General features: G+C 63.5%; 21 protein-coding genes. 8 read left to right on the top strand and 13 right to left on the bottom strand.

Annotation, left to right across the window (positions count from 1 at the left end; translation table 11 throughout):
• Nucleotides 1-3: 3 nt before the first annotated feature.
• The 5 genes from metW to CGA22_RS05210 form a co-directional block, all read right to left on the bottom strand.
• Entirely contained in the window at nucleotides 4-624 is a 621-nt protein-coding gene (metW, locus tag CGA22_RS05230; RefSeq protein ID WP_041023980.1) for a methionine biosynthesis protein MetW, read from the bottom strand.
• Nucleotides 625-631: 7 nt separating this feature from the next.
• Nucleotides 632-1,771, bottom strand: a complete 1,140-nt coding sequence (locus tag CGA22_RS05225) for a homoserine O-succinyltransferase MetX (protein WP_041023979.1) — start codon at nucleotides 1,769-1,771, stop codon at nucleotides 632-634.
• 208 nt (nucleotides 1,772-1,979) lie between these two features.
• Nucleotides 1,980-2,570 carry a YggT family protein gene (locus tag CGA22_RS05220; protein ID WP_041023978.1) on the bottom strand — a complete coding sequence of 197 codons (591 nt, stop codon included), beginning with the start codon at nucleotides 2,568-2,570 and terminating at the stop codon, nucleotides 1,980-1,982.
• A 10-nt stretch (nucleotides 2,571-2,580) separates the two neighbouring features.
• Nucleotides 2,581-3,399, bottom strand: a complete 819-nt coding sequence (proC, locus tag CGA22_RS05215; RefSeq protein ID WP_041023977.1) for a pyrroline-5-carboxylate reductase — start codon at nucleotides 3,397-3,399, stop codon at nucleotides 2,581-2,583.
• Between the two features lie 36 nt (nucleotides 3,400-3,435).
• Nucleotides 3,436-4,128 (bottom strand): YggS family pyridoxal phosphate-dependent enzyme, encoded by a 693-nt coding sequence (locus CGA22_RS05210; protein ID WP_041023976.1) that lies wholly within the window; start codon nucleotides 4,126-4,128, stop codon nucleotides 3,436-3,438.
• Nucleotides 4,129-4,183: 55 nt separating this feature from the next.
• Between CGA22_RS05210 and CGA22_RS05205 the strand changes: the two genes are divergently transcribed.
• Complete coding sequence (locus CGA22_RS05205; RefSeq protein WP_041023975.1) at nucleotides 4,184-5,218, top strand: type IV pilus twitching motility protein PilT; 1,035 nt, start codon at nucleotides 4,184-4,186, stop codon at nucleotides 5,216-5,218.
• A 121-nt stretch (nucleotides 5,219-5,339) separates the two neighbouring features.
• On the opposite strand, the gene CGA22_RS05200 is transcribed toward CGA22_RS05205, so the two are convergent.
• Entirely contained in the window at nucleotides 5,340-5,951 is a 612-nt protein-coding gene (locus tag CGA22_RS05200; protein ID WP_041023974.1) for a C40 family peptidase, read from the bottom strand.
• Nucleotides 5,952-6,201: 250 nt separating this feature from the next.
• On the opposite strand from CGA22_RS05200, the gene CGA22_RS05195 reads away from it, so the two are divergent.
• Nucleotides 6,202-6,630, top strand: coding sequence for an NINE protein (locus CGA22_RS05195; protein WP_041023973.1), 429 nt, complete (start codon nucleotides 6,202-6,204; stop codon nucleotides 6,628-6,630).
• A gap of 122 nt (nucleotides 6,631-6,752) precedes the next feature.
• Here CGA22_RS05195 and CGA22_RS05190 read toward each other — a convergent pair whose 3' ends face one another.
• The 7 genes from CGA22_RS05190 to gshB form a co-directional block, all read right to left on the bottom strand.
• Entirely contained in the window at nucleotides 6,753-8,024 is a 1,272-nt protein-coding gene (locus CGA22_RS05190; protein WP_041023972.1) for a dihydroorotase, read from the bottom strand.
• On the bottom strand, nucleotides 8,021-9,025 hold the full coding sequence (locus CGA22_RS05185; RefSeq protein ID WP_003177495.1) for an aspartate carbamoyltransferase catalytic subunit: 1,005 nt from the start codon (nucleotides 9,023-9,025) through the stop codon (nucleotides 8,021-8,023). The genes CGA22_RS05190 and CGA22_RS05185 overlap by 4 nt, the downstream gene beginning before the upstream one ends.
• Nucleotides 9,026-9,049: 24 nt before the next feature.
• Nucleotides 9,050-9,556, bottom strand: a complete 507-nt coding sequence (gene pyrR, locus CGA22_RS05180; protein WP_041023971.1) for a bifunctional pyr operon transcriptional regulator/uracil phosphoribosyltransferase PyrR — start codon at nucleotides 9,554-9,556, stop codon at nucleotides 9,050-9,052.
• Nucleotides 9,557-9,638: 82 nt separating this feature from the next.
• Complete coding sequence (gene ruvX, locus CGA22_RS05175; protein WP_041023970.1) at nucleotides 9,639-10,076, bottom strand: Holliday junction resolvase RuvX; 438 nt, start codon at nucleotides 10,074-10,076, stop codon at nucleotides 9,639-9,641.
• Nucleotides 10,076-10,645 (bottom strand): YqgE/AlgH family protein, encoded by a 570-nt coding sequence (locus CGA22_RS05170; RefSeq protein WP_024778884.1) that lies wholly within the window; start codon nucleotides 10,643-10,645, stop codon nucleotides 10,076-10,078. Before CGA22_RS05170 ends, ruvX begins: the two co-directional genes overlap by 1 nt.
• Nucleotides 10,646-10,866: 221 nt before the next feature.
• Nucleotides 10,867-11,763 (bottom strand): energy transducer TonB, encoded by an 897-nt coding sequence (locus CGA22_RS05165; protein WP_041023969.1) that lies wholly within the window; start codon nucleotides 11,761-11,763, stop codon nucleotides 10,867-10,869.
• Between the two features lie 76 nt (nucleotides 11,764-11,839).
• Nucleotides 11,840-12,793: a glutathione synthase gene (gshB, locus tag CGA22_RS05160; RefSeq protein ID WP_041023968.1), complete on the bottom strand. Its 954-nt coding sequence runs from the start codon at nucleotides 12,791-12,793 to the stop codon at nucleotides 11,840-11,842.
• A 224-nt stretch (nucleotides 12,794-13,017) separates the two neighbouring features.
• Here gshB and CGA22_RS05155 point away from each other — a divergent pair, with 224 nt between their 5' ends.
• The 6 genes from CGA22_RS05155 (at nucleotide 13,018) to CGA22_RS05130 (ending at nucleotide 23,215) form a co-directional block, all read left to right on the top strand.
• Nucleotides 13,018-13,446, top strand: coding sequence for a PleD family two-component system response regulator (locus CGA22_RS05155; protein WP_041023967.1), 429 nt, complete (start codon nucleotides 13,018-13,020; stop codon nucleotides 13,444-13,446).
• 47 nt (nucleotides 13,447-13,493) lie between these two features.
• Nucleotides 13,494-13,859 (top strand): twitching motility response regulator PilH, encoded by a 366-nt coding sequence (pilH, locus tag CGA22_RS05150; protein ID WP_041023966.1) that lies wholly within the window; start codon nucleotides 13,494-13,496, stop codon nucleotides 13,857-13,859.
• 10 nt (nucleotides 13,860-13,869) lie between these two features.
• Nucleotides 13,870-14,409, top strand: coding sequence for a chemotaxis protein CheW (locus CGA22_RS05145; RefSeq protein ID WP_041023965.1), 540 nt, complete (start codon nucleotides 13,870-13,872; stop codon nucleotides 14,407-14,409).
• Nucleotides 14,410-14,589: 180 nt separating this feature from the next.
• Nucleotides 14,590-16,644, top strand: coding sequence for a methyl-accepting chemotaxis protein (locus CGA22_RS05140; RefSeq protein WP_041023964.1), 2,055 nt, complete (start codon nucleotides 14,590-14,592; stop codon nucleotides 16,642-16,644).
• A gap of 171 nt (nucleotides 16,645-16,815) precedes the next feature.
• A complete protein-coding gene (locus tag CGA22_RS05135; RefSeq protein ID WP_041023963.1) occupies nucleotides 16,816-22,749 on the top strand; it encodes an Hpt domain-containing protein in 5,934 nt (1,977 codons plus the stop codon).
• Entirely contained in the window at nucleotides 22,742-23,215 is a 474-nt protein-coding gene (locus tag CGA22_RS05130; RefSeq protein WP_041023962.1) for a chemotaxis protein CheW, read from the top strand. Before CGA22_RS05135 ends, CGA22_RS05130 begins: the two co-directional genes overlap by 8 nt.
• The last annotated feature ends 4 nt before the right edge of the window (nucleotides 23,216-23,219 follow it).

The raw sequence follows: 23,219 nt of genomic DNA, 5'->3' as shown, positions 1-23,219 counted from the left end.
GGTTCACACGGCGACCTGATGATCGGCAAGGCCTGGGCTGCTGACCCGATAGATGCCTATTTCACCTAATAGATTAGGCCATAGCTTGCTGGCCCACCCGTGGCGGTGCTGCTGATCCACCGCCAGGCGATCGATGACCTTGGCCTGGCGTTCGCGGCACAACGCTTCGAAATCCTCGAAGGTGCAGAAGTGGATGTTCGGCGTGTTGTACCAGGTGTAGGGCAAGAACTCCGACACCGGCATGCGGCCCTTGCTCGCCAGGTACCAGCGGCAGCGCCAGTGTCCGAAGTTGGGGAAGGTGATGATGCACTGACGTCCGACCCGGAGCATTTCGTCGAGGATCCTGTCCGGGTAGTGCACCGCTTGCAGGGCCTGGGTCATGACCACGATGTCGAAACTGTTGCTGGCGAAGTTGCCCAGGCCCTTGTCCAGGTCCTGTTCGATGACGTTGATGCCCTTGGCGACGCACTCGGCGATGTTGTCCGGGTCGTTTTCCAGGCCGTAGCCGGTGACCTGCTTGTTGTCCCGCAGCCAGGTCAGCAGTTCGCCGTTGCCGCAGCCCAGGTCGAGCACGCGGCTGCCGGCGGGGATCCATTCCTGGATGATGTCCAGATCGGCTCTCATGGCGTCCTCACAGCGTAATACGGTTCATGTAGTTGCCGAACGCCTGCAGGTAGCGCGGGATCGGAATCAGAAAGGCGTCGTGGCCCTGGGGCGCGTCGATCTCCAGGTAGCAGACGTCCTTGCGCGCGGCCATCAGCGCGTCCACCAGTTCCCGGGAGCGGGCCGGGGAGAAGCGCCAGTCGGTGGTGAACGACATCACGCAGAACTTGGCGGTGGCACCGGCGAAGGTCTTCGCCAGGTTATCGTCGAAGTTCGCCGCCGGATCGAAGTAGTCCAGGGCCTTGGTCATCAACAGGTAGGTGTTGGCGTCGAAGCGCCCGGAGAATTCCTCACCTTGATAACGCAGGTAGCTTTCCACCTGGAACTCGACGCTGTGGAAGTCGTAGTTGAGCTTCTCGCTCTTGAGGCCGCGGCCGAATTTCTCGCCCATGGAGTCGTCGGACAGGTAGGTGATGTGCCCGACCATTCGCGCCAGCATCAGCCCGCGCTTGGGGATCACGCCGTGCTCCTGGAACGAACCGCCGTGGAACTCCGGGTCGGTAAGGATCGCCTGGCGCGCCACTTCGTTGAAGGCGATGTTCTGCGCCGACAGCTTGGGGGCCGAGGCGATTGCCAGGCAATGGCGCACGCGATCCGGGTAGGTGATGGTCCATTGCAGGGCCTGCATACCGCCCAGGCTGCCACCGATCACGGCTGCCCATTGGCCGATACCGAGACGGTCGGCCAGGCGGGCCTGGCTGTGGACCCAGTCTTCCACGGTCAGCACGGGGAAATCGGCGCCGAACGGCTTGCCGGTGTCCGGGTTGAGGCTGCTGGGGCCGGTGGAGCCGTTACAGCCGCCCAGGTTGTTCAGGCTGACCACGAAGAACCGATTGGTGTCGATCGGCTTGCCGGGGCCGATGCAACTGTCCCACCAGCCGGGCTTGCGGTCGTCGACGCTGTGGTAGCCGGCGGCATGGTGATGCCCCGACAAGGCGTGGCAGATCAGCACGGCATTGCTCGCCGTGGCGTTGAGCGTGCCATAGGTTTCGTAGATCAGGTCATAGGCTGGCAACGAACGGCCACAGGCCAGGGCCAGGGGCTCGCTGAAATGCGCCATTTGCGGCGTCACCAGACCAACGGAATCGGGGGGAAAGGCAGCTGGCATCGACCCTGCTCTCGTTGAAATGAGGCGTAAGTCTAAAGACCGCTGGGGTTAGCGGCAACCAAGGAAATCGCTGACTGATGCTGATCGTTCCCACGCTCTGCGTGGGAATGCATCCCGTGACGCTCTGCGTCATCCCAAGGCAGAACGCGGAGCGTCCTTGGCAGCATTCCCACGCAGAGCGTGGGAACGATCAGGCCACAGGGTCAGGTCAGATCAGGACGCGCAGGATATCCGGCATCATGGTCATCGCCGCGAGGTTGTTGATCACCAGCATGTCGAGCAGTTTGAGCACCATGAACGCCAGGATCGGCGAAATATCCAGGCCGCCGAGGTTCGGCACGATGCGACGGAACGGGGCCAGGGCCGGTTCGCAGATCTGGTTCACCAGCTCGGCGCCCGGGTTGTGGCTGCCCGGGGCGACCCAGGACAGGATCACGCTGATGATCAGGGCGAAGAAGAAAATCTTCAGGAACAGCGCAGTTACGCCGATGATCGACCAGATCAGCAGTTGCAGCGGGTTGCCGGTGGTGCCGTAGGTGAGCAGCAGGGTCAAGGCCATCAGCGCCATTTGCACGAGGATTGCCAGTACCAGCGAGGACATGTCCAGGCCGAACAGGCTCGGGATGATCCGGCGCAGGGGCTTGAGCAGCGGTTGGGTGGCCTTGACGACGAACTGGCACAGCGGGTTGTAGAAATTGGCTCGGACCAGTTGCAGCACGAAACGCATCAGCACGATCAGCAGGTAGAGGCTGCCAAGGGTTTGCAGCACGTAGACCGCTGCGGTGTTCAATCCAATCATGAATGGCTCCTTATTGGCCCAGTTGTTCGGCCATTTCGGCCGAGCGGTGCGCGGCGGCGCCGAGTGCTTTTTCCACCAGGGCTTCGAATCCCCCGGCCTGGAACGATTTGATGGCGGCTTCGGTGGTGCCGGCCGGCGAGGTCACGCGGCGGCGCAGTTCGGCGGCATCGACGTCACTGGAGGTGGCCATGTGGGCTGCGCCGAGGGCGGTCTGCAAGGTCAGCTTCGCGGCAATCTCGCGGGGCAGGCCCAGTTTTTCGCCGGCGGCGGTCATGGCTTCGATCAGCAGGAAGAAGTACGCCGGGCCCGAACCGGAAACGGCAGTGACCGCGTCCAGCTGCTGCTCGGTTTCCAGCCACAACGCCAGGCCGACGGCCGACAGCAGCTCTTCAGCCTGCTGGCGTTGTTCGGCGCTGACCTGTGGGGTGGCGAACAGGCCGCTGACGCCCTGACGCAACAGCGCCGGGGTGTTGGGCATGCAGCGCACGATGGGCTGGTCGCCGAGCCACTTGTTCATGCTGGCGCAGGTGATGCCGGCGGCAATCGACACCACCAGTTGATCGGGCTTGAGGCTTGGGCGAAGGGCTTCGCACACGGCTTTCATCGCCTGCGGCTTGACCGCCAGCACGATGACGTCCGCGCCATCGATGGCTTGTGCGTTGTCGGCAAAGGTCTCGATGCCGTGCTCGTTGCTCACCCGGGTGCGGGTCTCGGTACCCGGATCGCTGGCGCGGATCTGCGCAGCGTCCAGGCCCTTGGCCCGCAGGCCACCGATCAGGCTGGCGGCCATGTTGCCGGCGCCGATAAAGGCAATACGCGTGTTGCTCATGACAGGTCCTTGATTGAGGAGTTGAGTCGGCATGGCTTACGGTTGGTTGGCGCTGTAGTCGCGAGCACCAAACAGGGCTGTACCGATCCTGACCCAGGTGGCGCCCTGGGCAATGGCGGATTCGAGATCGTGACTCATGCCCATGGACAGCGTGTCCAGCGGCAGGGCCAGGCTGGCTTGCAAACGTTGGACGGCGGCGAAGGCTGCGTCCTGGGCGGCGCGCTCTTCGGTTGGCTCGGGGATCGCCATCAGGCCGCGGAGCGTCAGGCGTGGCAATGCGCTGATGGCATCGGCCAGGGCCGGCAGATCCTCCGGGGTACAACCGGATTTGCTGGCTTCCCCGCTGACGTTGACTTGAATGCAGATGTTCAGCGGTGGTAACCCGTCCGGACGCTGCTCGGACAGGCGTTGGGCAATTTTCAAGCGGTCCACGGAATGCACCCAGTCGAAATGTTCGGCAATAGCGCGGGTCTTGTTCGATTGAATGGGGCCGATGAAGTGCCAGATCAAGGGCAGGTCGGTCAGTTCGGCCTGCTTGCCCAGCGCTTCCTGCAGGTAGTTCTCACCGAAGTCCCGCAGGCCGGCGGCATAGGCTTCACGCAGGGCCTGGGCGGGCTTGGTCTTGCTCACCGCCAGCAGTTGGACGCTGTCTGCGGCGCGGTGGGCGGCTTGCTCCGCAGCGCGGATGCGCGATCTAACCTGAGCGATGTTGTCTGCTATCGTGGACATAAAGAAGCGCCAGCGGTCTGAGGTTCGCGGCATTCTACTGGAATTGAGGAGCGCTATGGATATCACTGAACTGCTGGCGTTCAGCGCCAAACAGGGGGCCTCGGACCTGCACCTGTCGGCCGGGCTGCCGCCGATGATCCGGGTTGATGGCGATGTGCGGAGGATCAACCTGCCGGCACTGGACCACAAGCAGGTTCATGAGCTGATCTACGACATCATGAACGACCGGCAACGGGTAGATTACGAAAAGTTTCTGGAAACCGATTTTTCCTTCGATGTACCCGGGGTCGCCCGGTTTCGGGTCAACGCTTTCAACCAGAATCGCGGCGCGGGGGCGGTGTTCCGGACCATTCCGTCGAAAGTCCTGACCATGGAAGAGCTGGGCATGGGCGAGGTGTTTCGCAAAGTGACCGAGGCCCCTCGCGGGTTGGTGCTGGTGACCGGACCGACCGGCTCAGGCAAGTCCACCACCCTGGCGGCGATGATCGACTACCTCAACACCCATAAGCATCACCACATCCTCACCATCGAGGACCCCATCGAGTTCGTTCACGAACCGCGCAAATGCCTGATCAACCAGCGCGAAGTGCACCGCGACACCCAGGATTTTTCCACGGCCCTGCGTTCGGCCCTGCGGGAAGACCCGGACGTGATTCTGGTGGGGGAGATGCGCGACCTGGAAACCATCCGCCTGGCACTGACCGCCGCCGAAACCGGGCACCTGGTATTCGGCACCCTGCACACCACCTCGGCGGCCAAGACCATCGACCGGGTGGTGGACGTGTTCCCGGGGGACGAGAAGTCCATGGTGCGCTCGATGTTGTCGGAATCATTGCAGGCGGTGATTTCCCAGACGCTGATCAAGAAGATCGGCGGCGGCCGGGTTGCCGCTCATGAAATCATGCTGGGCACATCGGCGATTCGTAACCTGATCCGCGAAGACAAGGTGGCGCAGATGTACTCGGCGATCCAGACCGGCGGCTCGCTGGGGATGCAGACGCTGGACATGTGCTTGAAGGACCTGGTGACCAAAGGCTTGATCAGCCGGGAACATGCGCGGGAGCGGGCGCGTACGCCGGATAGTTTCTGAGGCGTTTTCCGATCGTTCCCACGCTCTGCGTGGGAACGCAGCCCGGGACGCTTCGCGTCCCCTGAGAGCCGAACGCAGAGCGTCCGCTGAGGCATTCCCACGCAGAGCATGGGAACGATCATCAGCGCTGGACGACCCGCATCCCGCCCGGCTCTTTCGGCAACACTCGCTTGGCAACCACGTAGTGGGTGTCCCAGTACGGTTTGTTCAGGGTGTCGATGGTCACCGACTTGCCGCGACGTGGCGCATGGATGAAGCGGTCGTTGCCCAGGTAGATGGCCACGTGGTTGACCCGGCGGCTCTTGAGCTTGAAGAAGATCAGGTCGCCGGGCTTGAGGTCCTTGCGCTCGACTTTCTCACCGTGACCGGCTGCCATGGCATTCGAAGTGCGTGGCAGGTCGAAGGTGCTGTCGTTGAACGCATATTTCACCAGGCCGCTGCAATCGAAGCCTTTACTTGGGCTGCTGCCGCCCCAACGATAAGGTGTGCCCAGTACATTCACGGCACGGCTCAATACGTTGCTGCTCGCTTTGGTCGCCATGGGCGGCACCAGCTTGCTGTTGCCCGTGGTCGTGTACTGGACGCTTGGCTTGTTCTTTCTCGACGGAGCAGAAACATGGGATTTCGGGGTGTAGCCGTTGACGTTGGGAAGACGTTGCTCACGATTGGTGGCGTGGGCGGCCAGTGGCAATAATAGGCAAATGGTCAGCCATGTCTTGAAAAATGGACGCATTAGGCAGGGCTCTTATAGGTTAGCGCGCAACTTTATAACAGCTTTTTGAGTGATTCCGAGGCCGTTTGTCGATCCGGAATCCTGCGCGCAACCCCTGAAAATGAGCCACTTTGCCCCGATTGTCCGACACAACCCCCGGAATACGGGGGCTTCGCTGCGCCCAAGGTGCCAAGAACCGCTTGTCGGCAAGACACACAAAAGTCACAAAAGGTCCGAACAAATTTATCTATCGAGGCAAAAGAGGCCATTTATGAACAGCTATCAGCTGGACGCTACCCATGACACCCACAGCAAAATCATCGGGTATCTGCTCTGGATTTTCGGTTTCACCGGGGCCCATCGTTTCTACTATGGCAAGCCGGTCACCGGCACGATCTGGTTCTTCACCTTCGGCCTGCTGGGCATTGGCTGGCTGATCGATTTGTTCCTGATCCCTGCGATGGACCGCGAAGCGGATCTGCGCTTCACCCCAGGACCCATCGAATACACCGTGGCGTGGATCCTGTTGACGTTTCTCGGGGTGTTCGGCGTGCACCGGATGTATCAGGGCAAATGGCTCAGCGGGATCATCTACCTGCTGACGGGCGGGGTGTTCTTCCTGGGGGTGCTGTATGACTTCTGGACGCTGAACGACCAGGTTTCGATTCGGAATGCGCAGAAGCGTGGGGCTTTTCAGTAAGACTGGGTTGCTCCCATCGCGAGCAGGCTCGCTCCCACAGGGATCTTCAGCGCGCACAGATTGTGTGAGTACCTGAAATCCAATGTGGGAGCGAGCCTGCTCGCGATGGGCGCGACGCGGTGTCAGGCCTGGTGAGTAACCCGCCCATCCATCAAGGTATAGCGCACCAGTCCCGGCAAGCTGTGGCCCAGGAACGGGCAATTGTCGCCCTTGGAGCGCCAGGCTTCCCCAGCCACGGTGGAGGCGGCCGGGTCAAACAGCACCAGGTCCGCTGCCGCACCCACTGCCAGTTTCCCTGCCGGTAGTTGCAGTGCCTGGGCCGGGCCGGCGCTGAGGCGCGCCAGCAGGGTCGGCAGGTCGAGCAGGCCGTCTTCCACCAGTGTCATCGCCAGCGGCAGCAGCAGTTCGACGCTGCTGATGCCCGGTTCGGTGGCGCCGAAGGGTGCCAGCTTGGCATCGCGCTCATGGGGTTGGTGATGGCTGGAAATGGCCGAGATCACTCCGGATTTCACTGCCTCGCGCAAGCCATCCCGGTCGGCGCGGGTGCGCAGCGGTGGTTGGACGTGATAGACGCTGTTGAAATCGATCAGGGCTTCGTCGGTCAGGATCAATTGGTACAGCGCCACATCGGCGGTTACCGGCAAGCCGCGGGCCTGGGCCTGGGCGATCAGCGCCGCGCCGCGGGCGCTGGTCAGCTGGCTGAAGTGCGCGCGCACACCGCTTTGCTCCACCAGCAACAGGTCACGGGCCAGGGCCACGGTCTCGGCGGTCTCCGGTATGCCCGGCAGGCCAAGGAAGCTGGCGGTCGGGCCTTCGTGGGCCAGGCCACCTTCGGCCAGGTCGTGATCCTGGGAGTTGAAGATCACCGTCAGGCCGAAGGTGGCTGCGTATTCCAGGGCGCGGCACAGGGTGCGGGTATTGCGGAAGCTGTTCAGGCCGTTGCCGAACGCCACGCAACCGGCATCGCGCAACGCGATCAGCTCCGCCAGTTGTTCGCCGTCGAGGCCTTTGCTCAACGCACCAATCGGAAAGACCTTGGTATTGCCGGCTTCGCGGGCGCGGTCGAGGATCAGTTCGGCCACGGCCGAGGTGTCCAGCACCGGTTTGGTCTGTGGCGGGCAGCACAGACTGGTCACGCCACCGGCGGCGGCGGCCCGGGTCTCGCTGACGATGCTGCCTTTGCGACTGTAGCCAGGCTCGCGCAGGGCGACGTTCAGGTCGACCAGGCCGGGGGCGGCCACCAGGCCCTGGGCGTCGAGGGTCTCGGCCGCCACGAAACCGGCCGGGGCGGCGCCCAGGGCGACGATTTTGCAGGCATCGATATGGATGTCAGTCACTTGATCCAGGCCGCTGGCCGGATCGATCACGCGTGCGCCGAGAATGCTGAGCTTCACTGGGCGTTCTCCTGGTCGAATTGGCGCTGGGCCGTTTGCCCGCTCATGGCCATGGACAGCACGGCCATGCGGATGGCGATGCCGTAGGTCACCTGGTTGAGAATCACCGAATGGGGGCCGTCGGCCACCGCCGATTCGATCTCTACGCCGCGGTTGATCGGCCCCGGGTGCATGACGATGGCATCCGGCTTGGCCCCGGCCAGGCGGGCGGTCGTGAGGCCGAACAGGCGGTAGAACTCGCCTTCGCTGGGTAGCAGACCGCCGGTCATGCGTTCACGCTGCAGGCGCAGCATGATCACCACGTCCACATCCTTGAGGCCTTCGGTCATGTCGGTGTAGACCTTCACGCCGTACTGTTCGACGCCGATGGGCAGCAGGGTTTTCGGCGCGATCACGCGGATATCCGGGCAACCGAGGGTCTTGAGGGCGAGCATGTTCGAGCGAGCCACCCGCGAGTGCAGGATGTCGCCGACAATGGCCACCGAGAGGTTCTCGAAACTGCCCTTGTGCCGGCGAATGGTCAGCATGTCCAGCATGCCCTGGGTCGGGTGGGCGTGACGGCCGTCGCCGCCGTTGATGATCGCCACCTGCGGGCAGACGTGTTCGGCAATGAAGTGTGCCGCGCCGGAATCTCCGTGGCGCACGACGAACATGTCCGCCGCCATGGCTTCGAGATTGCGCAGGGTATCGAGCAGGGTTTCGCCCTTGCTCGCCGAGGACGTCGACACGTTGAGGGTGATCACGTCCGCCGACAGCCGCTGGGCCGCCAGTTCGAAGGTGGTGCGGGTGCGGGTGGAGTTTTCGAAGAACACGTTGCACACGGTCTTGCCGCGCAGCAACGGGACTTTCTTCACCGCCCGGGCGCCGACTTCAAGGAACGAGTCGGCGGTGTCGAGGATTTCCGTCAGCAGCTCGCGGCGCAGGCCGTCGAGGGACAGGAAGTGCCGCAGCTGGCCCTGATCGTTGAGCTGCAGCGGGCGCTTGGTTTCGAGAGGCGTCATCGCGATGGACTCTTACAAGGGCAGTTAAAGGGCAAGGTCTTGCAGTTCGAGTTGCAGCGGTGCGGGACCGGAGAGCTTGACCCGCTGGTGTGCGGCCAGTGTCAGCGTCGCACCGACCACGTTCGGGCGGATCGGCAACTCGGCGGCGTCCAGGTCCAGCAGGCACACCAGGGTCACACTGGCCGGGCGCCCGTAATCGAACAACTCGTTCATGGCGGCGCGGATGGTCCGGCCGCTCATCAGCACGTCATCGATCAGGACCAGGTGCTGGCCCTCGATCTCGAATGGCAGAGCCGAAGGACGTACCTGTGGGTGCAGGCCGTTCTGGCTGAAGTCGTCGCGGTAGAAGGACACGTCCAGGGTGCCCAGCGGCGATTGGCTGCCAAGTTCCTCGAGCAAGGCCTGGGCGACCCAGACGCCGCCGGTGCGAATGCCGATGTAACGCGGTTCGCTGATGCCGCGTTGTTCCAGGTGTGCCGTGAGACGGATCGCCATCTGGCTGATCAGGTCGGCAGGATTGGGCAGGCTCATGCTGGCTCCTTCAGGTTCCCGGGCCTGTGGTGAAAGGCCCGGTCTATCGCTAAAAGAAAGCGCCTTGGCGGCGCTTTCAAAATCAGGTGTCGAACAGGGCGCTATTGGCATCGAGCCAGCCCTGCAGTAGCAGGGCGGCGGCGATGGCGTCCACCGGGTTGTCGCGGTAACTGCCTTTCTGCCCGCCACGCTCGAGGCGTTCGCCCTTGGCTTCGAACGTGGTCAGGCGCTCGTCGTGGGTATAGAAGGGCAGGTTGTAGCGGCCATTGAGCCGGCGGGCGAACTTTTCAGCGCGCACGCACATGTCGCTGGGCGTACCGTCCATGTTCAGCGGCAGGCCGACCACCACGGCGTCGGGTTTCCATTCCTTGATCAGCGCTTCGACCTGGTTCCAGTCCGGAACGCCATTCTGCGCCTTGAGGGTGCACAGCTCGCGGGCCTGGCCGGTAACGACCTGGCCGACCGCGACGCCGATCTGTTTGGTGCCGTAATCGAAACCCAGCAGCAGGCGCAGGGCCATCAGGCGTGTCCTGCCTGGCTGGTGAGCAGGCTGAGGTTGATCCCCAGGCGGTTGGCCGCCGCTTCCAGGCGCAGTTCACTGCTGGTGTTGAACAGGATGTCGGCGTCGAACGGGCAGGTCAGCCAGGCGTTGTCGGCCAGTTCGGCCTCCAGTTGCCCGGCTTCCCAACCGGCGTAGCCGAGGGCGATCAGGCTTTTTTCCGGACCGACACCGTCAGCGATGGCAAACAACACGTCCTGGGAGGTCGACAGCGACACGCCGTTGAGGTCCACCGTGGCCTGGTAGCTCGGCCCCGACGGATGGAGCACGAAACCGCGGTCGGTCTGCACCGGCCCGCCGATGAAAATCGGCACGTGCTGACACAGGATGGGCGGCTCTACCTCAGGGCGCAGCTGCTCGAGAATGTCCGCCAGGTTCAACTCCTGCGGGCGATTGATCACCAGCCCCATGGCGCCATTGGCCGTGTGCTCGACGATGTAGGTCAAGGTATGGGCGAAGTTCGGATCGGCCATGTGCGGCATGGCGATCAGGAAATGATGCTTGAGGTAGGTGGGGCTGACGTTTTTCATAGGCGATAGTGTGGCGGCGCAGGGGCGAACTGACAAGCTGGGGATGTGCAGGAAATACCTCGATCTGGTTGGCGACACCGATCAAATGTGGGAGCGGGCCTTGTGGGAGCAAAGCTTGCTCGCGATCCAGGCGCTGCGGTCCTCAAGAGACCGCGGCGTTTTCATCGCGGGCAAGCCTTGCTCCCACACAACCCACTCCCACAAGGGGCTTGGGCAGTGGGTCAGTTACTGGAGAGCCGATCACCCCGGGAGAATTTCCAGGTGCGGATGATCTCCAGCCGGTCGATGTCCGACAAATCTCCGGTAAACGGTGCGAACGGTGCCGCCAGGCGCACGATGCGCTGGGCCGCCTGGTCCAGCAGCGGCTGGCCGGAAGATTCCAGCACCAGCACTTCATACAGGGAGCCGTCGCGGTTGATCGAGACCATGAGCCGCAGGTTGCCGTAGATCTGCTTGCGCCGTGCTTCGTCGGGGTAGTTGAGGTTGCCGATGCGTTCGACCTTCTTGCGCCACTCGTCCTTGTACCAGGCGCCCTTGTCACGCATGGTCGAGGCGGCGCTCAGGCGGTGGATACGCGGACGCTTGGCATAGAGCTGCTGTTCCTGGGCCAGTTCGGCTTCCAGGCTGGCGATGTCGCTGGACAGCTGGGAGCTGTCGAAGGTCGGTGCCGGGGCCTTGGGCTTGGGATCGGGCTTGACCTCCTCCTTGACCGGCGCCTTCTTCGGTTTCGGTGCCACGGTGGTCACGGCAGCCTTGGGAGCGGTTTCCTGCACCTCGGGCTTGGCGGCCGGAGGAGGGGTGGCCTTCTGGACCTGATTATCCTGGAACGGCGCGATCTCGGTGGTCTTGGGAACCGCCTTTTTTTCCAAGGTGCCGCTACCCTGCTGGTTCTCCTGGGCGAGGAAATCTGCCTGCTTCGGCTTGGTTTCGCTCTTGAAGGTGGCCAGGGTGATTTCCAGGGTCTGGGTGATCTGCTTGGGCTCGACCGTGGCAAATCCGACGCCCAGCAGCAGGGCCAGGTGGATCAGCGCCGCCAGGAACAGGGTAAAGCCGAGGCGATCAGCCGGACGCACGCCACGGTGGGCGAGCTCTAGGGGCAGATCGGACGGAAGGGTCATGACAAGGAAACCAACATCGCGTTTTTTTAAGGCCGGGCATGATAACGCAATGTGGGTTCCCTTCATCAGATCTGGATCAACGAGCCTTGAGCTTCTGATCGATGGCATCCATCAGCATCCCGCCGATGTCGGTGCCGAAGGCATTGTCGATCTCGCGGATGCAGGTCGGGCTGGTGACGTTGATTTCCGTCAGATGCTCGCCGATTACGTCCAGGCCCACGAACAGCAAGCCTTTTTCCCGCAGGGTCGGGCCAACCTGGGCCGCGATCCAGCGGTCCTTCTCGGTCAGCGGGCGGGCTTCGCCACGGCCGCCGGCGGCCAGGTTGCCGCGGGTTTCGCCTGCTGCCGGAATGCGCGCCAGGCAATAGTCCACCGGCTCGCCGTCGATCATCAGGATGCGCTTGTCGCCATCGACGATGGCCGGCAGATAACCCTGGATCATGATCTGCTGCTGGCCGTGCAGGGTCAGTGTTTCCAGGATCACGGAGAGGTTCGGGTGGCCGGCGGTGTGGCGGAAGATCGAAGAGCCGCCCATGCCGTCCAGGGGCTTGAGGATCACGTCGCCGTGATGATCGGCGAACGCGCGCAGTACATCCGGGCGGCGGCTGACGATGGTCGGTGGCGTGCATTGCGGGAACAGCGTGGCGAACAGCTTCTCGTTGCAGTCGCGCAGGCTCTGGGGCTTGTTGACCACCAGCACGCCGGCGGTTTCGGCTTGTTCCAGCAGGTAGGTGGAATACACGAATTCCATGTCGAAGGGCGGATCCTTGCGCATCAGGATCACGTCCAGGTCGCTCAGCAGCGCATCCTTTTCGTCGCCCAGTTCAAACCATTTTTCCGGGCTGGCGAAGACTTTCAACGGTTTCATGCGCGCCCGTGCCTGGCCTTCGGCCTGGTAGAGGTCGCGCTGTTCCATGTAGAACAATTCCCAGCCGCGCTTTTGAGCGGCCAGCAGCATGGCCAGCGAGCTATCCTTCTTGTAGGAAATGCTGGCGATAGGGTCCATGACAATGCCGACGCGTACGCTCATGGCTTGGTTCCTCGAAATCTGATGGGGCACAAATGGCGTGAAAAAGTGGCGTCAGAGTGGCGCCCGCCGGATTCGCGGTCAAGGAAAAACCACCATGCCGCCCGGCCGATAGCCCGGCGCTGGAGACTGTGCTAAAAAGGCTGCCATGTGGCGCGCGGGCCTTGAACATCAAGGGCTTGCGCCGTCGGTCGCATTTAAGCGTTTAAAACCGGTTCGCAGTAGCAATGGCAGAGCATCCTACGCAGCAGCAACCCAGCGCCTTGAAGGTCATGGTCATCGACGATTCGAAGACCATTCGCCGTACCGCCGAAACCTTGCTGCGCAATGTGGGTTGCGAGGTGATCACGGCGGTCGATGGCTTCGATGCCCTGGCCAAGATTACCGACCATCACCCGGGCATCATCTTTGTCGACATCATGATGCCGCGTCTGGACGGTTACCAGACCTGCGCCCTGATCAAGAACAACAGCGCCTTCAAGGCCACGCCGGTGATCCTGCTGTCGTCCCGGGACGGGCTGTTCGACAAGGCCAAGGGACGCATCGTCGGTTCCGATCAGTTTTTGACCAAGCCTTTCAGCAAGGAAGAACTGCTGGGCGCGATACAAGCTCATGTTCCGGGCTTTGCCGCCGTCCAGCCGCACCAGGCACATTAAATGACGCCCGGCCGCAGAGCCTGGGGTCGACAAGAATGGGGAACACCATGGCACGAATTCTGATCGTCGATGATTCGCCGACTGAAATGTACAAACTGACCGGCATGCTGGAAAAGCACGGTCACCAGGTCCTCAAGGCCGAGAACGGCGCCGACGGCGTGGCCCTGGCCCGCCAGGAAAAGCCCGACGCGGTGTTGATGGACATCGTCATGCCCGGCCTCAACGGGTTCCAGGCCACACGCCAGCTGACCAAGGATCCGGAAACCGGCCACATCCCGGTGATCATCATCACCACCAAGGACCAGGAAACCGACAAGGTCTGGGGCACGCGCCAAGGCGCCAAGGACTACCTGACCAAGCCGGTCGACGAAGAAACCCTGATCCAGACCCTGAACAACGTCCTGGCGGGTTGACGGCGCGGCCATGAGCCCATCCCTGACTGCGTTCGAGCTGCTGCTGCAGATCGATCGACGCTGCCGGTCGCTGGCGGCGGACCTGCCGTCCCAGCCGACCCACCGTCATGCCTGGAGCGGTATCGGCTTTCGCCTGGGTGAGCGCTGGTACGTGGCGCCCATGGAGGAAGTCAGCGAAGTGCTGCACGAGCCGCGCCATACGCATTTGCCCGGGGTCAAGCCTTGGGTTCGCGGCGTGGCCAACCTGCGCGGACGACTGTTGCCATTGATGGACCTGAGCGGTTTTTTCGGTCATGAACTGTCAACGGTGCGCAAGCAGCGGCGGGTGCTGGTGGTGGATCATGGCGAGGTGTTCGCCGGGTTGCTGGTGGATGAAGTCTTCGGGCTCCAGCATTTCGCCCAGGACAGCCTGGAGCCGATGCAGGCAAACGATCGCGACTGTCCGGAAGCCGCCTTCGTCAAGGGCCGGTTTCTTGGCGAGCGCCAGTGGCAGGTGTTCAGCCCTTTTGCGTTGACGCAGTCTGAGGGGTTCATGGATGTGGCTATTTAACAGACACCGCGTAGCCTCCTGTGGGAGCGAGCCTGTGGGAGCAAAGCTTGCTCGCGATGCAGACGCCTCGGTCGGCAGCAAACCGTGTTGTTTTCATCGCGGGCAAGCCTTGCTCCCACAGAGCCGCCCTGAGATCAGTCACCCATGGCGAGTTGGATTGGGCAGTACAGGCGAAAATCGATGATCAAAGCAAACACAGGCAAGCCACTGGAAGCGTCGCGCAGTCGTTCGCAGATCATCGTGCTGTTCGTCGCGCTGATTGTCTTCATCATGCTGCTGTTCGCCAATTTCGCGTACCTCAACACCCAGTCCACCTACGATAAACAGTACATCGGCCATGCCGGTGAGTTGCGGGTGCTGTCCCAGCGCATTGCCAAGAACGCCACCGAGGCCGCCGCCGGCAAGGCCGCGGCGTTCAAATTGCTGAGCGATGCACGCAACGATTTTGCCCAGCGCTGGGGCTACCTCAAGCAGGGTGACCCGGTGACCGGCCTGCCACCGGCGCCTTCGACCCTGCGACCGCAGATGCGCGCGGTACAACTGGACTGGGAACGCCTGCTCAAGAACACCGACGCCATCCTGTCCAGCGAGCAGACCGTGCTGTCGCTGCATCAGGTGGCGGCGACCCTGGCCGAAACGGTGCCGCAGTTGCAGGTCGAATACGAAAAAGTCGTCGAGATCCTGCTGCAACGGGGCGCACCCGCGGCCCAGGTGGCCATGGCCCAGCGCCAGTCGCTGTTGGCCGAGCGCATCCTGGGCGCGGTGAATACCGTGCTGGCGGGGGATGAGAACGCCAGCCAGGCCGCCGATACCTTTGGCCGCGATGCCGCGCGTTTCGGCCAGGTGCTCAACGGAATGTTGCAAGGCGACCCGGCCTTGAAGATTTCCCAGGTCCAGGATCGCGATGCCCGGGCACGCCTGAGCGAAATCAGTGAACTGTTCGAGTTCGTCTCGGGTTCGGTGGATGAAATCCTCGAAACCTCGCCGGAGCTGTTCAAGGTCCGCGAGTCGGCGGGTAACATTTTCAACCTGTCGCAGACCCTGTTGGATGAAGCCTCGCACCTGACCACCGCACTGGAAAACCTGGCCGGTGGCCGGTCCGTCCACGCCATTGGCGGTTACGTGCTGGGGCTGCTGGCACTGATGTCGATCATCCTGATCGGCCTGGTGATGGTGCGTGAAACCAACCGCCAGTTGCACGAAACCGCGGAGAAGAACGAGCGCAACCAGAACGCGATCATGCGCCTGCTGGACGAGATTGCCGATCTGGCCGACGGCGACCTGACCGTCACCGCGTCGGTCACCGAGGACTTCACCGGCACCATCGCCGATTCGATCAATTATTCGGTGGATCAACTGCGCGACCTGGTCGCCACCATCAACCTCACCGCCGGTCAGGTCGCCGCCGCGGTGCAGGAAACCCAGGCCACCGCCATGCATCTGGCCCAGGCTTCCGAGCACCAGGCCCAGCAGATCAGCGAAGCTTCGACTTCAATCAATGAAATGGCCCAGTCCATCGACCAGGTATCGGCCAACGCTGCCGAGTCGTCGGCGGTGGCCGAGCGCTCCGTGGAGATCGCCAACAAGGGCAACGAGGTGGTGCACAACACCATTCATGGCATGGACAACATTCGCGAGCAGATCCAGGACACCGCCAAGCGCATCAAGCGCCTGGGCGAGTCGTCCCAGGAAATCGGCGACATCGTCAGCCTGATCGACGACATTGCCGACCAGACCAACATATTGGCCCTCAACGCCGCGATCCAGGCGTCCATGGCCGGCGATGCCGGGCGCGGCTTCGCGGTGGTGGCCGATGAAGTGCAGCGGCTGGCGGAGCGCTCTTCGGCGGCGACCCGGCAGATCGAAACGCTGGTGCGGGCGATCCAGGCCGACACCAACGAGGCGGTGATCTCCATGGAGCAGACCACCAGCGAAGTGGTGCGCGGCGCCCGGCTGGCCCAGGACGCCGGGGTGGCCCTGGAAGAGATCGAGGGCGTGTCGAAGACCCTGGCGGCGCTGATCCAGAGCATTTCCAACGCGGCGCAGCAGCAGACCACCTCGGCGGGGCAGATTTCCCTGACGATGAACGTGATCCAGCAGATCACCACGCAAACCTCGTCCGGCTCCACCGCCACCGCCGAGAGCATCGGCAACCTGGCGAAGATGGCCAGCCAGCTGCGTCGGTCGGTGTCGGGTTTTACCTTGCCGGCGGCCAAGGATGAGGACAAGTCTTGATTGTTGGAGGCGGTATACGGGGCGAGGGGAATCATGTGGGAGCAAGGCTTGCCCGCGATGAGAGCGACGCGTCAGGCCGGAGATCGAGTTGCCTTTATCGCGAGCAAGCTTTGCTCCCACAGATGAGTCCTCCCGCCACAAGGAGGGTGTATTTGCCGGATTGGAGCGGTTATGGGTGATCGGCACGACTATGTGGCCCTGGAATGGGTCAAGGGCGAGATTGCCGAAACGCTGAAGCAGGCCCATCTGGCCCTCAACCGGCTGGTGGATGACCCGCAGGCGGCAGACGCCCTCGGGCAATGCCTGGCCTGCATTCACCAGGTGCATGGTGGCCTGCAGATGGTCGAGTTCTATGGCGCGGCGTTGCTGGCCGAAGAAATGGAGCACCTGTGCGTTGCCCTTCAGGACAATCGCATCGCCCATCGCGACGAAGCCATCAGCCTGTTGAGCCAGGCCTTGGGGCAGTTGCCAATGTACCTGGATCGCATCCAGGGTGCCCGCCGCGACCTGCCGCTGGTGGTCCTACCGCTGATCAACGATCTGCGCAGTGCCCGGGGCGAAAGCCTGTTGTCGGAAACCAGCCTGTTCAGCCCGGAACTGCCCGATATCGCGCCCCTCGGCGATGGGGCCCTGAAGCGGCTCGAGCCGGCGGACCTGCCCGGCACCTTGCGCAAATTGCGCCAGACCTTGCAAGTGGCCCTGGTGGGCCTGTTGCGCGAACAGGATGACGCCACCCACCTCGGTTACCTGGCCAAAGTTTTCCATCGCCTGGAAGGGCTCTGCGCAGGCGCGCCGCTCAATGCCCTGTGGCAGGTGGCTTCGGCGTTGATCGAAGGCATGCGTGACGGGCGAATCGCCAACAGCCCGGCGTTGCGCAGCCTGTTCAAGGAAGCCGACAAGGAACTCAAGCGCCTGCTCGACCAAGGCATGCCCGGTATCAATCAACCGGCCCCGCCGCACCTGCTCAAGAGCTTGTTGTTCTATATTGCCAAGGCCGAATACCCCAGCGGGCAGATGCAGATCATGAAAGAACGCTACTCACTGGACGAGGCGCTGCCCGACAGCGCCATGCTCGACGAAGAACGTGCGCGCCTGGCCGGACCCGACCGCGACGCCATGCGTTCGGTGCTCACCGCGCTCTGCGAGGAGCTGGTGCGGGTCAAGGAGCGGCTGGACCTGTTCGTGCGCAGCGACCGCCAACACGCCTCGGAGCTGGACAGCTTGCTGGCGCCCCTGCGGCAGATCGCCGATACCCTGGCGGTGCTTGGTTTCGGCCAGCCACGCAAGGTCATCATCGATCAATTGGCGGTGGTACTGAGCCTCTCCCAGGGCCAGCGTGAGCCCGATGACGCGACCCTCATGGACGTCGCCGGAGCCTTGCTCTATGTCGAGGCCAACCTGGCCGGCATGGTCGGCACTGTCGAGCCTGAAAGTCGTGAAGACAGCCAACTGCCCACCACCGACCTGACCCAGATCCACCAGATCGTCATCAAGGAAGCCCACACCTGCCTGCAGCAGGCCAAGGACATGATCGTCGACTACATCGACGCCGACTGGAACAGCGAGCAACTACAGACCCTGCCGACCTTGCTGACTCAGGTTCGCGGCGCGCTGGCAATGATCCCCCTGAGCCGCGCTGCCGGCCTGGTGGAGGCCTGCAACGGCTTTATCCGCGACCACTTGCTGCTGGACCAGACCCGACCGGGCTGGGAAGAACTCGACCATCTGGCCGACGTGATCACCGGCCTTGAATACTACCTGGAACGTTTGAGCGAAGATCCGGAAACACCCGGCGAGCCGTTGTTGGATGGGGTCGAACGGAGCCTGGCCGCGCTCGGCTATTTCCCCGACGAAGCCCGGGTACCCTTGCTCGACGATGTGCTGAGCCCGAACGAAGCCCAGGTCATGCAGGATTTGCAGGAACTGGATGATCCGCAGACCGTGCAGTCCCTCGCCGACATGCTGGCCAGCCCGGTCTCGGCGCTCAATCCGCCGGCCAGGAGCACGCCGGGCAGTCTGCTGCCGCCCCCGGTGGATGAGCACCCGGTGGACGAAGAGTTGCGTGAGGTTTTCCTCGAAGAAACCGGCGAGGTGCTGGAGGTGCTGCACGAATACCTGCCGCGCTGGGCCGCTCAGCCCGCCGACCAGGTCGCCCTGGGCGAAGTGCGTCGGTCCTTCCATACGCTCAAGGGCAGCGGCCGCATGGTCCGGGCGCTGGTGCTGGGCGAGCTGGCCTGGGCAGTGGAGAACCTGCTCAACCGGGTGCTGGAGCGCAGTGTCGAGCCGAGTGCTACGGTCCTGCAACTGGTGGACGACACGGTACGGCTGCTGCCCGGCCTGGTCGCCGATTTTGCCGCCCATCACCAGCGTCAGCGTGACGATGTCGACCGGTTGGCCGCCCGCGCCCATGCCCTGGCCAAGGGCAATGAAGAGCTCGATGAAGACCAAGGGGACGTGGCTGCCCTCGACCCGCTGCTGTTGAAGATCTTCGACAAGGAAGCCCAGGGGCATCTCGCCGGTCTCAATCGTTTTCTCGACCAGGCTGCCGAACACCTGCCCTTGCAGGCCAGCGATGAATTGCAGCGGGCCCTGCACACCCTCAAGGGCAGCGCATCGATGGCCGGTGTGCTGCCGATTGCCGAGCTGGCCGGGGCGATGGACCAGCTTGCCCGGGAGTACAGGGTGCACCTGGTGGCCCTCGACCTGGATGAAGTCGAGTGCCTGCTGGAAGCCGAAGGCCTGCTGCGCCTGGGGCTGCGCCAGTTGCACAGTGATCCGCTGGCGCCGATTCCCGGGGCTGCGGACTTGATCCGGCGAACCCAGGCCCTGGTGGCCGAGCGCCTGCAGGCGGTCAGTGGTACCTCGGACCATGGCGCGCGGAACAAGCGCGATCCGCAACTGATCAACGATTTCCTGGCCCAGGGCATGGACATCCTGCTGGACGCCGAAAACCTGCTGCAACGCTGGCAGCAGCACCCCGGCGAGGGGCAGGAGTTAAGCGCGTTGCTGGATGAGTTGACGACCCTTGGCGAAGGCGCGCACCTGGCCGACTTGCAGCCGGTGGACGAACTCTGCGAAGCCTTGCTTGATCTCTATGGCGCCGTTGAGGAAAGCAGCCTGGCGGTCAGCGACGAATTCTTCCAGCAGGCGCAACGTGCCCACGAAGCGCTGATCGACATGCTCGATGAGTTGGCGGCCGGCCAGCATGTGCATCCACGGCCCGAGCGGGTCCAGGCCCTGCACGCGTTGCTCGAGGCTGGTCTCGATCCGTCGGCCACCGGCCTGATCCGTAGCGATGGCAGCCGCACCTTGAGCATCCGCGAGCTGGGTCATGCAACCGCCGAGCTCGAACGCGACGTGCCTGCTGACACGTCGGTGGACGACGACATTACCTCGATCTTCCTCGAAGAGGCCCAGGACATCCTGGAAAGCGCGGCCCAGGCCCTGCAACGCTGGCTGGCCGACCCGGACAACGGAGCGCCGCTGTCCTCGTTGCAGCGGGACCTGCACACCCTCAAGGGCGGTGCGCGCATGGCCGGTATCCGGCCGATCAGCGATCTGGCCCAGGAGCTGGAAAACCTCTACGAAGGCCTGGTGGATCGCCGCTACAGTTACAGCGATGAGCTGGCTCACTTGCTCAACGGCAGCCACGAGCGTCTCGACCTGTTGCTCGGACAACTGCAGCAGGGCCAGACCTTGGGCGATCCGGTTTCACTGATCGACGCCATCCGCCGGTTCCGTCAGGACAAGCCGAACGCCGTCGAAGGCGTCGGATCCATCCCGGGCGACGCGGCCAGCCATGATCCCGAGCTGCTGGACATCTTCCTCGAGGAAGGTTTCGATATCCTCGACAGCTCCGGCGCGGCCCTGCTGCGCTGGCAGGCCGAACCGTCGAACCGCCAGGCGGTGGAAACCCTGCTGCGGGACCTGCACACCCTCAAGGGCGGTGCGCGGATGGTGGAGATCGGGCCCATCGGCGACCTGGCCCATGAGCTGGAAAACCTCTACGAAGGCTTGTCCGCGGGCCTGTTGCAAGCGACTCCGGCGCTGTTCGTCCTGCTGCAGAGCAGCCATGACCGCCTGGCCCACATGCTCGATGCTGTACGGGCCGGCCTGGCCTGTCCGCCGGCGGACCGGCTGATTGCGCAGATCCAGGCGGTCAACCACCCGCAGGACAGCGAAACGCCGGCTACGGAGCCCCCCGCAGTCCCGACCATGCCCGTAGGTGCGGCCACGGCACCCGCGCCCGCCAAGCCCGAGCCAGCTGCATCGAGCGACGGTGCGGACATGGTCAAGGTGTCTGCCGAACTGCTGGACGACCTGGTGAACCTGGCCGGGGAAACCTCGATCTTCCGTGGCCGTATCGAACAGCAGGTCAACGACGCACACGTGGCCCTGAGCGAGATGGAAACCACCATCGAGCGCATGCGCGACCAGTTGCGACGCCTGGACACTGAAACGCAGGGGCGGATTCTCAGCCGCCAGCAAGTGGAAGCCGAGCGCCTGGGCTACGAAGAATTCGACCCGCTGGAGATGGACCGTCATTCCCAGCTGCAGCAGTTGTCCCGGGCACTGTTCGAGTCCGCCTCGGACTTGCTTGACCTCAAGGAAACCCTGGACCGCAGCAACCATGACGCCGAGAACCTGTTGCAACAACAACGGCGCATCAACACCCGGCTCCAGGAAGGCCTGATGCGCACGCGCATGGTGCCGTTCGAGCGCATGGTGCCGCGGCTCCAGCGCATCGTCCGGCAAGTGGCGCAAGAACTGGGCAAGGATGTGGAGTTCGTCGTCGACAATGCCGAAGGCGAGATGGATCGCAACGTGCTGGAACGCATGGCCGCGCCGTTGGAACACATGCTGCGCAACGCCGTCGACCATGGTCTGGAGCCGGCGGACGTGCGCATCGCCGCGGGCAAGCCGGCCCGTGGGCGTATCAGCCTCGACCTGTCCCGGGAAGGCGGCGACATCGTCTTCGATATCCGCGACGACGGTGCCGGTGTGCCGCTGGACGCGGTGCGGCGCAAGGCGATCAAGCGCGGACTGCTGGCGCCGGACAGCGACATCAGCGACCGCGACGTGTTGCAGTTCATCCTGCAGCCGGGCTTCTCCACCGCCGAAAAAATCACCCAGATCTCCGGGCGTGGCGTCGGCATGGACGTGGTCCACGAAGAGGTGCGGCAACTGGGCGGCAGCATGGTCATCGACTCGACGCCGGGGCAGGGCGTGCACTTCCGCATCCGCCTGCCCTTTACCGTGTCGGTCAACCGGGCCCTGATGGTGCAGTGTCACGAAGACCAGTACGCGATCCCGTTGAACACCATCGAAAGCATCGTGCGGGTGCTGCCCGCCGAGCTGGAGGCTTATTACCAACTCGATCCACCCACCTACACCTATGCTGGGCAACGGTATGAGTTGTGCTACCTGGGCGAGCTGCTGAAAACCGCGCCCCGGCCGAAACTGTTGGGCCAGAGCCAGCCCTTGCCGCTGTTGCTGGTGCAGTGCAACGAACGGCATGTCGCAGTGCAGGTGGATGCCACCGTCGGGACCCGGGAGATCGTGGTCAAGAGCCTCGGCCCACAATTCTCGGCGGTGCAGGGCCTGTCCGGTGCGACCATCCTCGGTGACGGCCGGGTAGTGCTGATTCTCGACCTGTTGGCACCGATCCGCGCCATGCCCAGCCAGGCCCCGCGTCGTCCGGTACTGACCGAAGGCGAGGGCGAGCATCAGCGGCCGTTGTTGGTACTGGTGGTGGACGACTCGGTGACGGTCCGCAAGGTCACCAGCCGCCTGTTGGAGCGTCATGGCATGCATGTCCTGACCGCCAAGGACGGCGTGGATGCCATGGCGGTGCTGGCTGAACACACCCCGGACCTGATGTTGCTGGACATCGAGATGCCCCGCATGGACGGTTTCGAGGTCGCGACGCAAGTACGCAACGAGCCGCACCTGGCGCACCTGCCGATCATCATGATCACCTCCCGCACGGGCCAGAAACACCGCGACCGGGCCATGGCCATCGGGGTCAACGACTACCTGGGCAAGCCCTACCAGGAATCGGTGCTGCTCGAGAGCATCGCCCACTGGAGCAAGCCCCATGCATGACCACCGCACCCGCTACCTGACCGGGCTGCTGTTGCCCCTGGCCGACCGGCACCTGGTGCTGCCCAACGTGGCGGTGGCCGAGCTGATCGATTATCAGAGCGGCACCTTCGATATGGACACCCCGCCGTGGTTCCTGGGCTGGGTTTCCTGGCGCGAGCGGCAGATCCCGTTATTGAGTTTCGAATCGGCCTGTGACCAGAAAACCGTGATTGGCGAGCGCGCCCGCATCGCCGTGCTCAATGCCCTGGGCGGTCGCGCGGAACTGAAGTTCATCGCCCTGTTGGTGCAGGGCATCCCGCGTTCCTACAAGCTTGATAGCCAGTTGAGTTACGTCGACGTGCCGCTCTGCGGTCTGGAGCAGGCGGCTGTGCAGGTGGGCGAGCATGTGGCGAAGGTGCCGGATTTGCTGGCGTTGGAAGAATTGGTGATTGCCGCCGGACTCATTAGTCCCTCCGCAAGGCCTTAAGGCT

It is taken from the genome of Pseudomonas sp. PSB18 (assembly GCF_014596565.1).
Classification (GTDB): domain Bacteria; phylum Pseudomonadota; class Gammaproteobacteria; order Pseudomonadales; family Pseudomonadaceae; genus Aquipseudomonas.
Note: the sequence above shows the minus strand (reverse complement) of the source record. Positions and strands in the feature narration are given on the sequence as shown.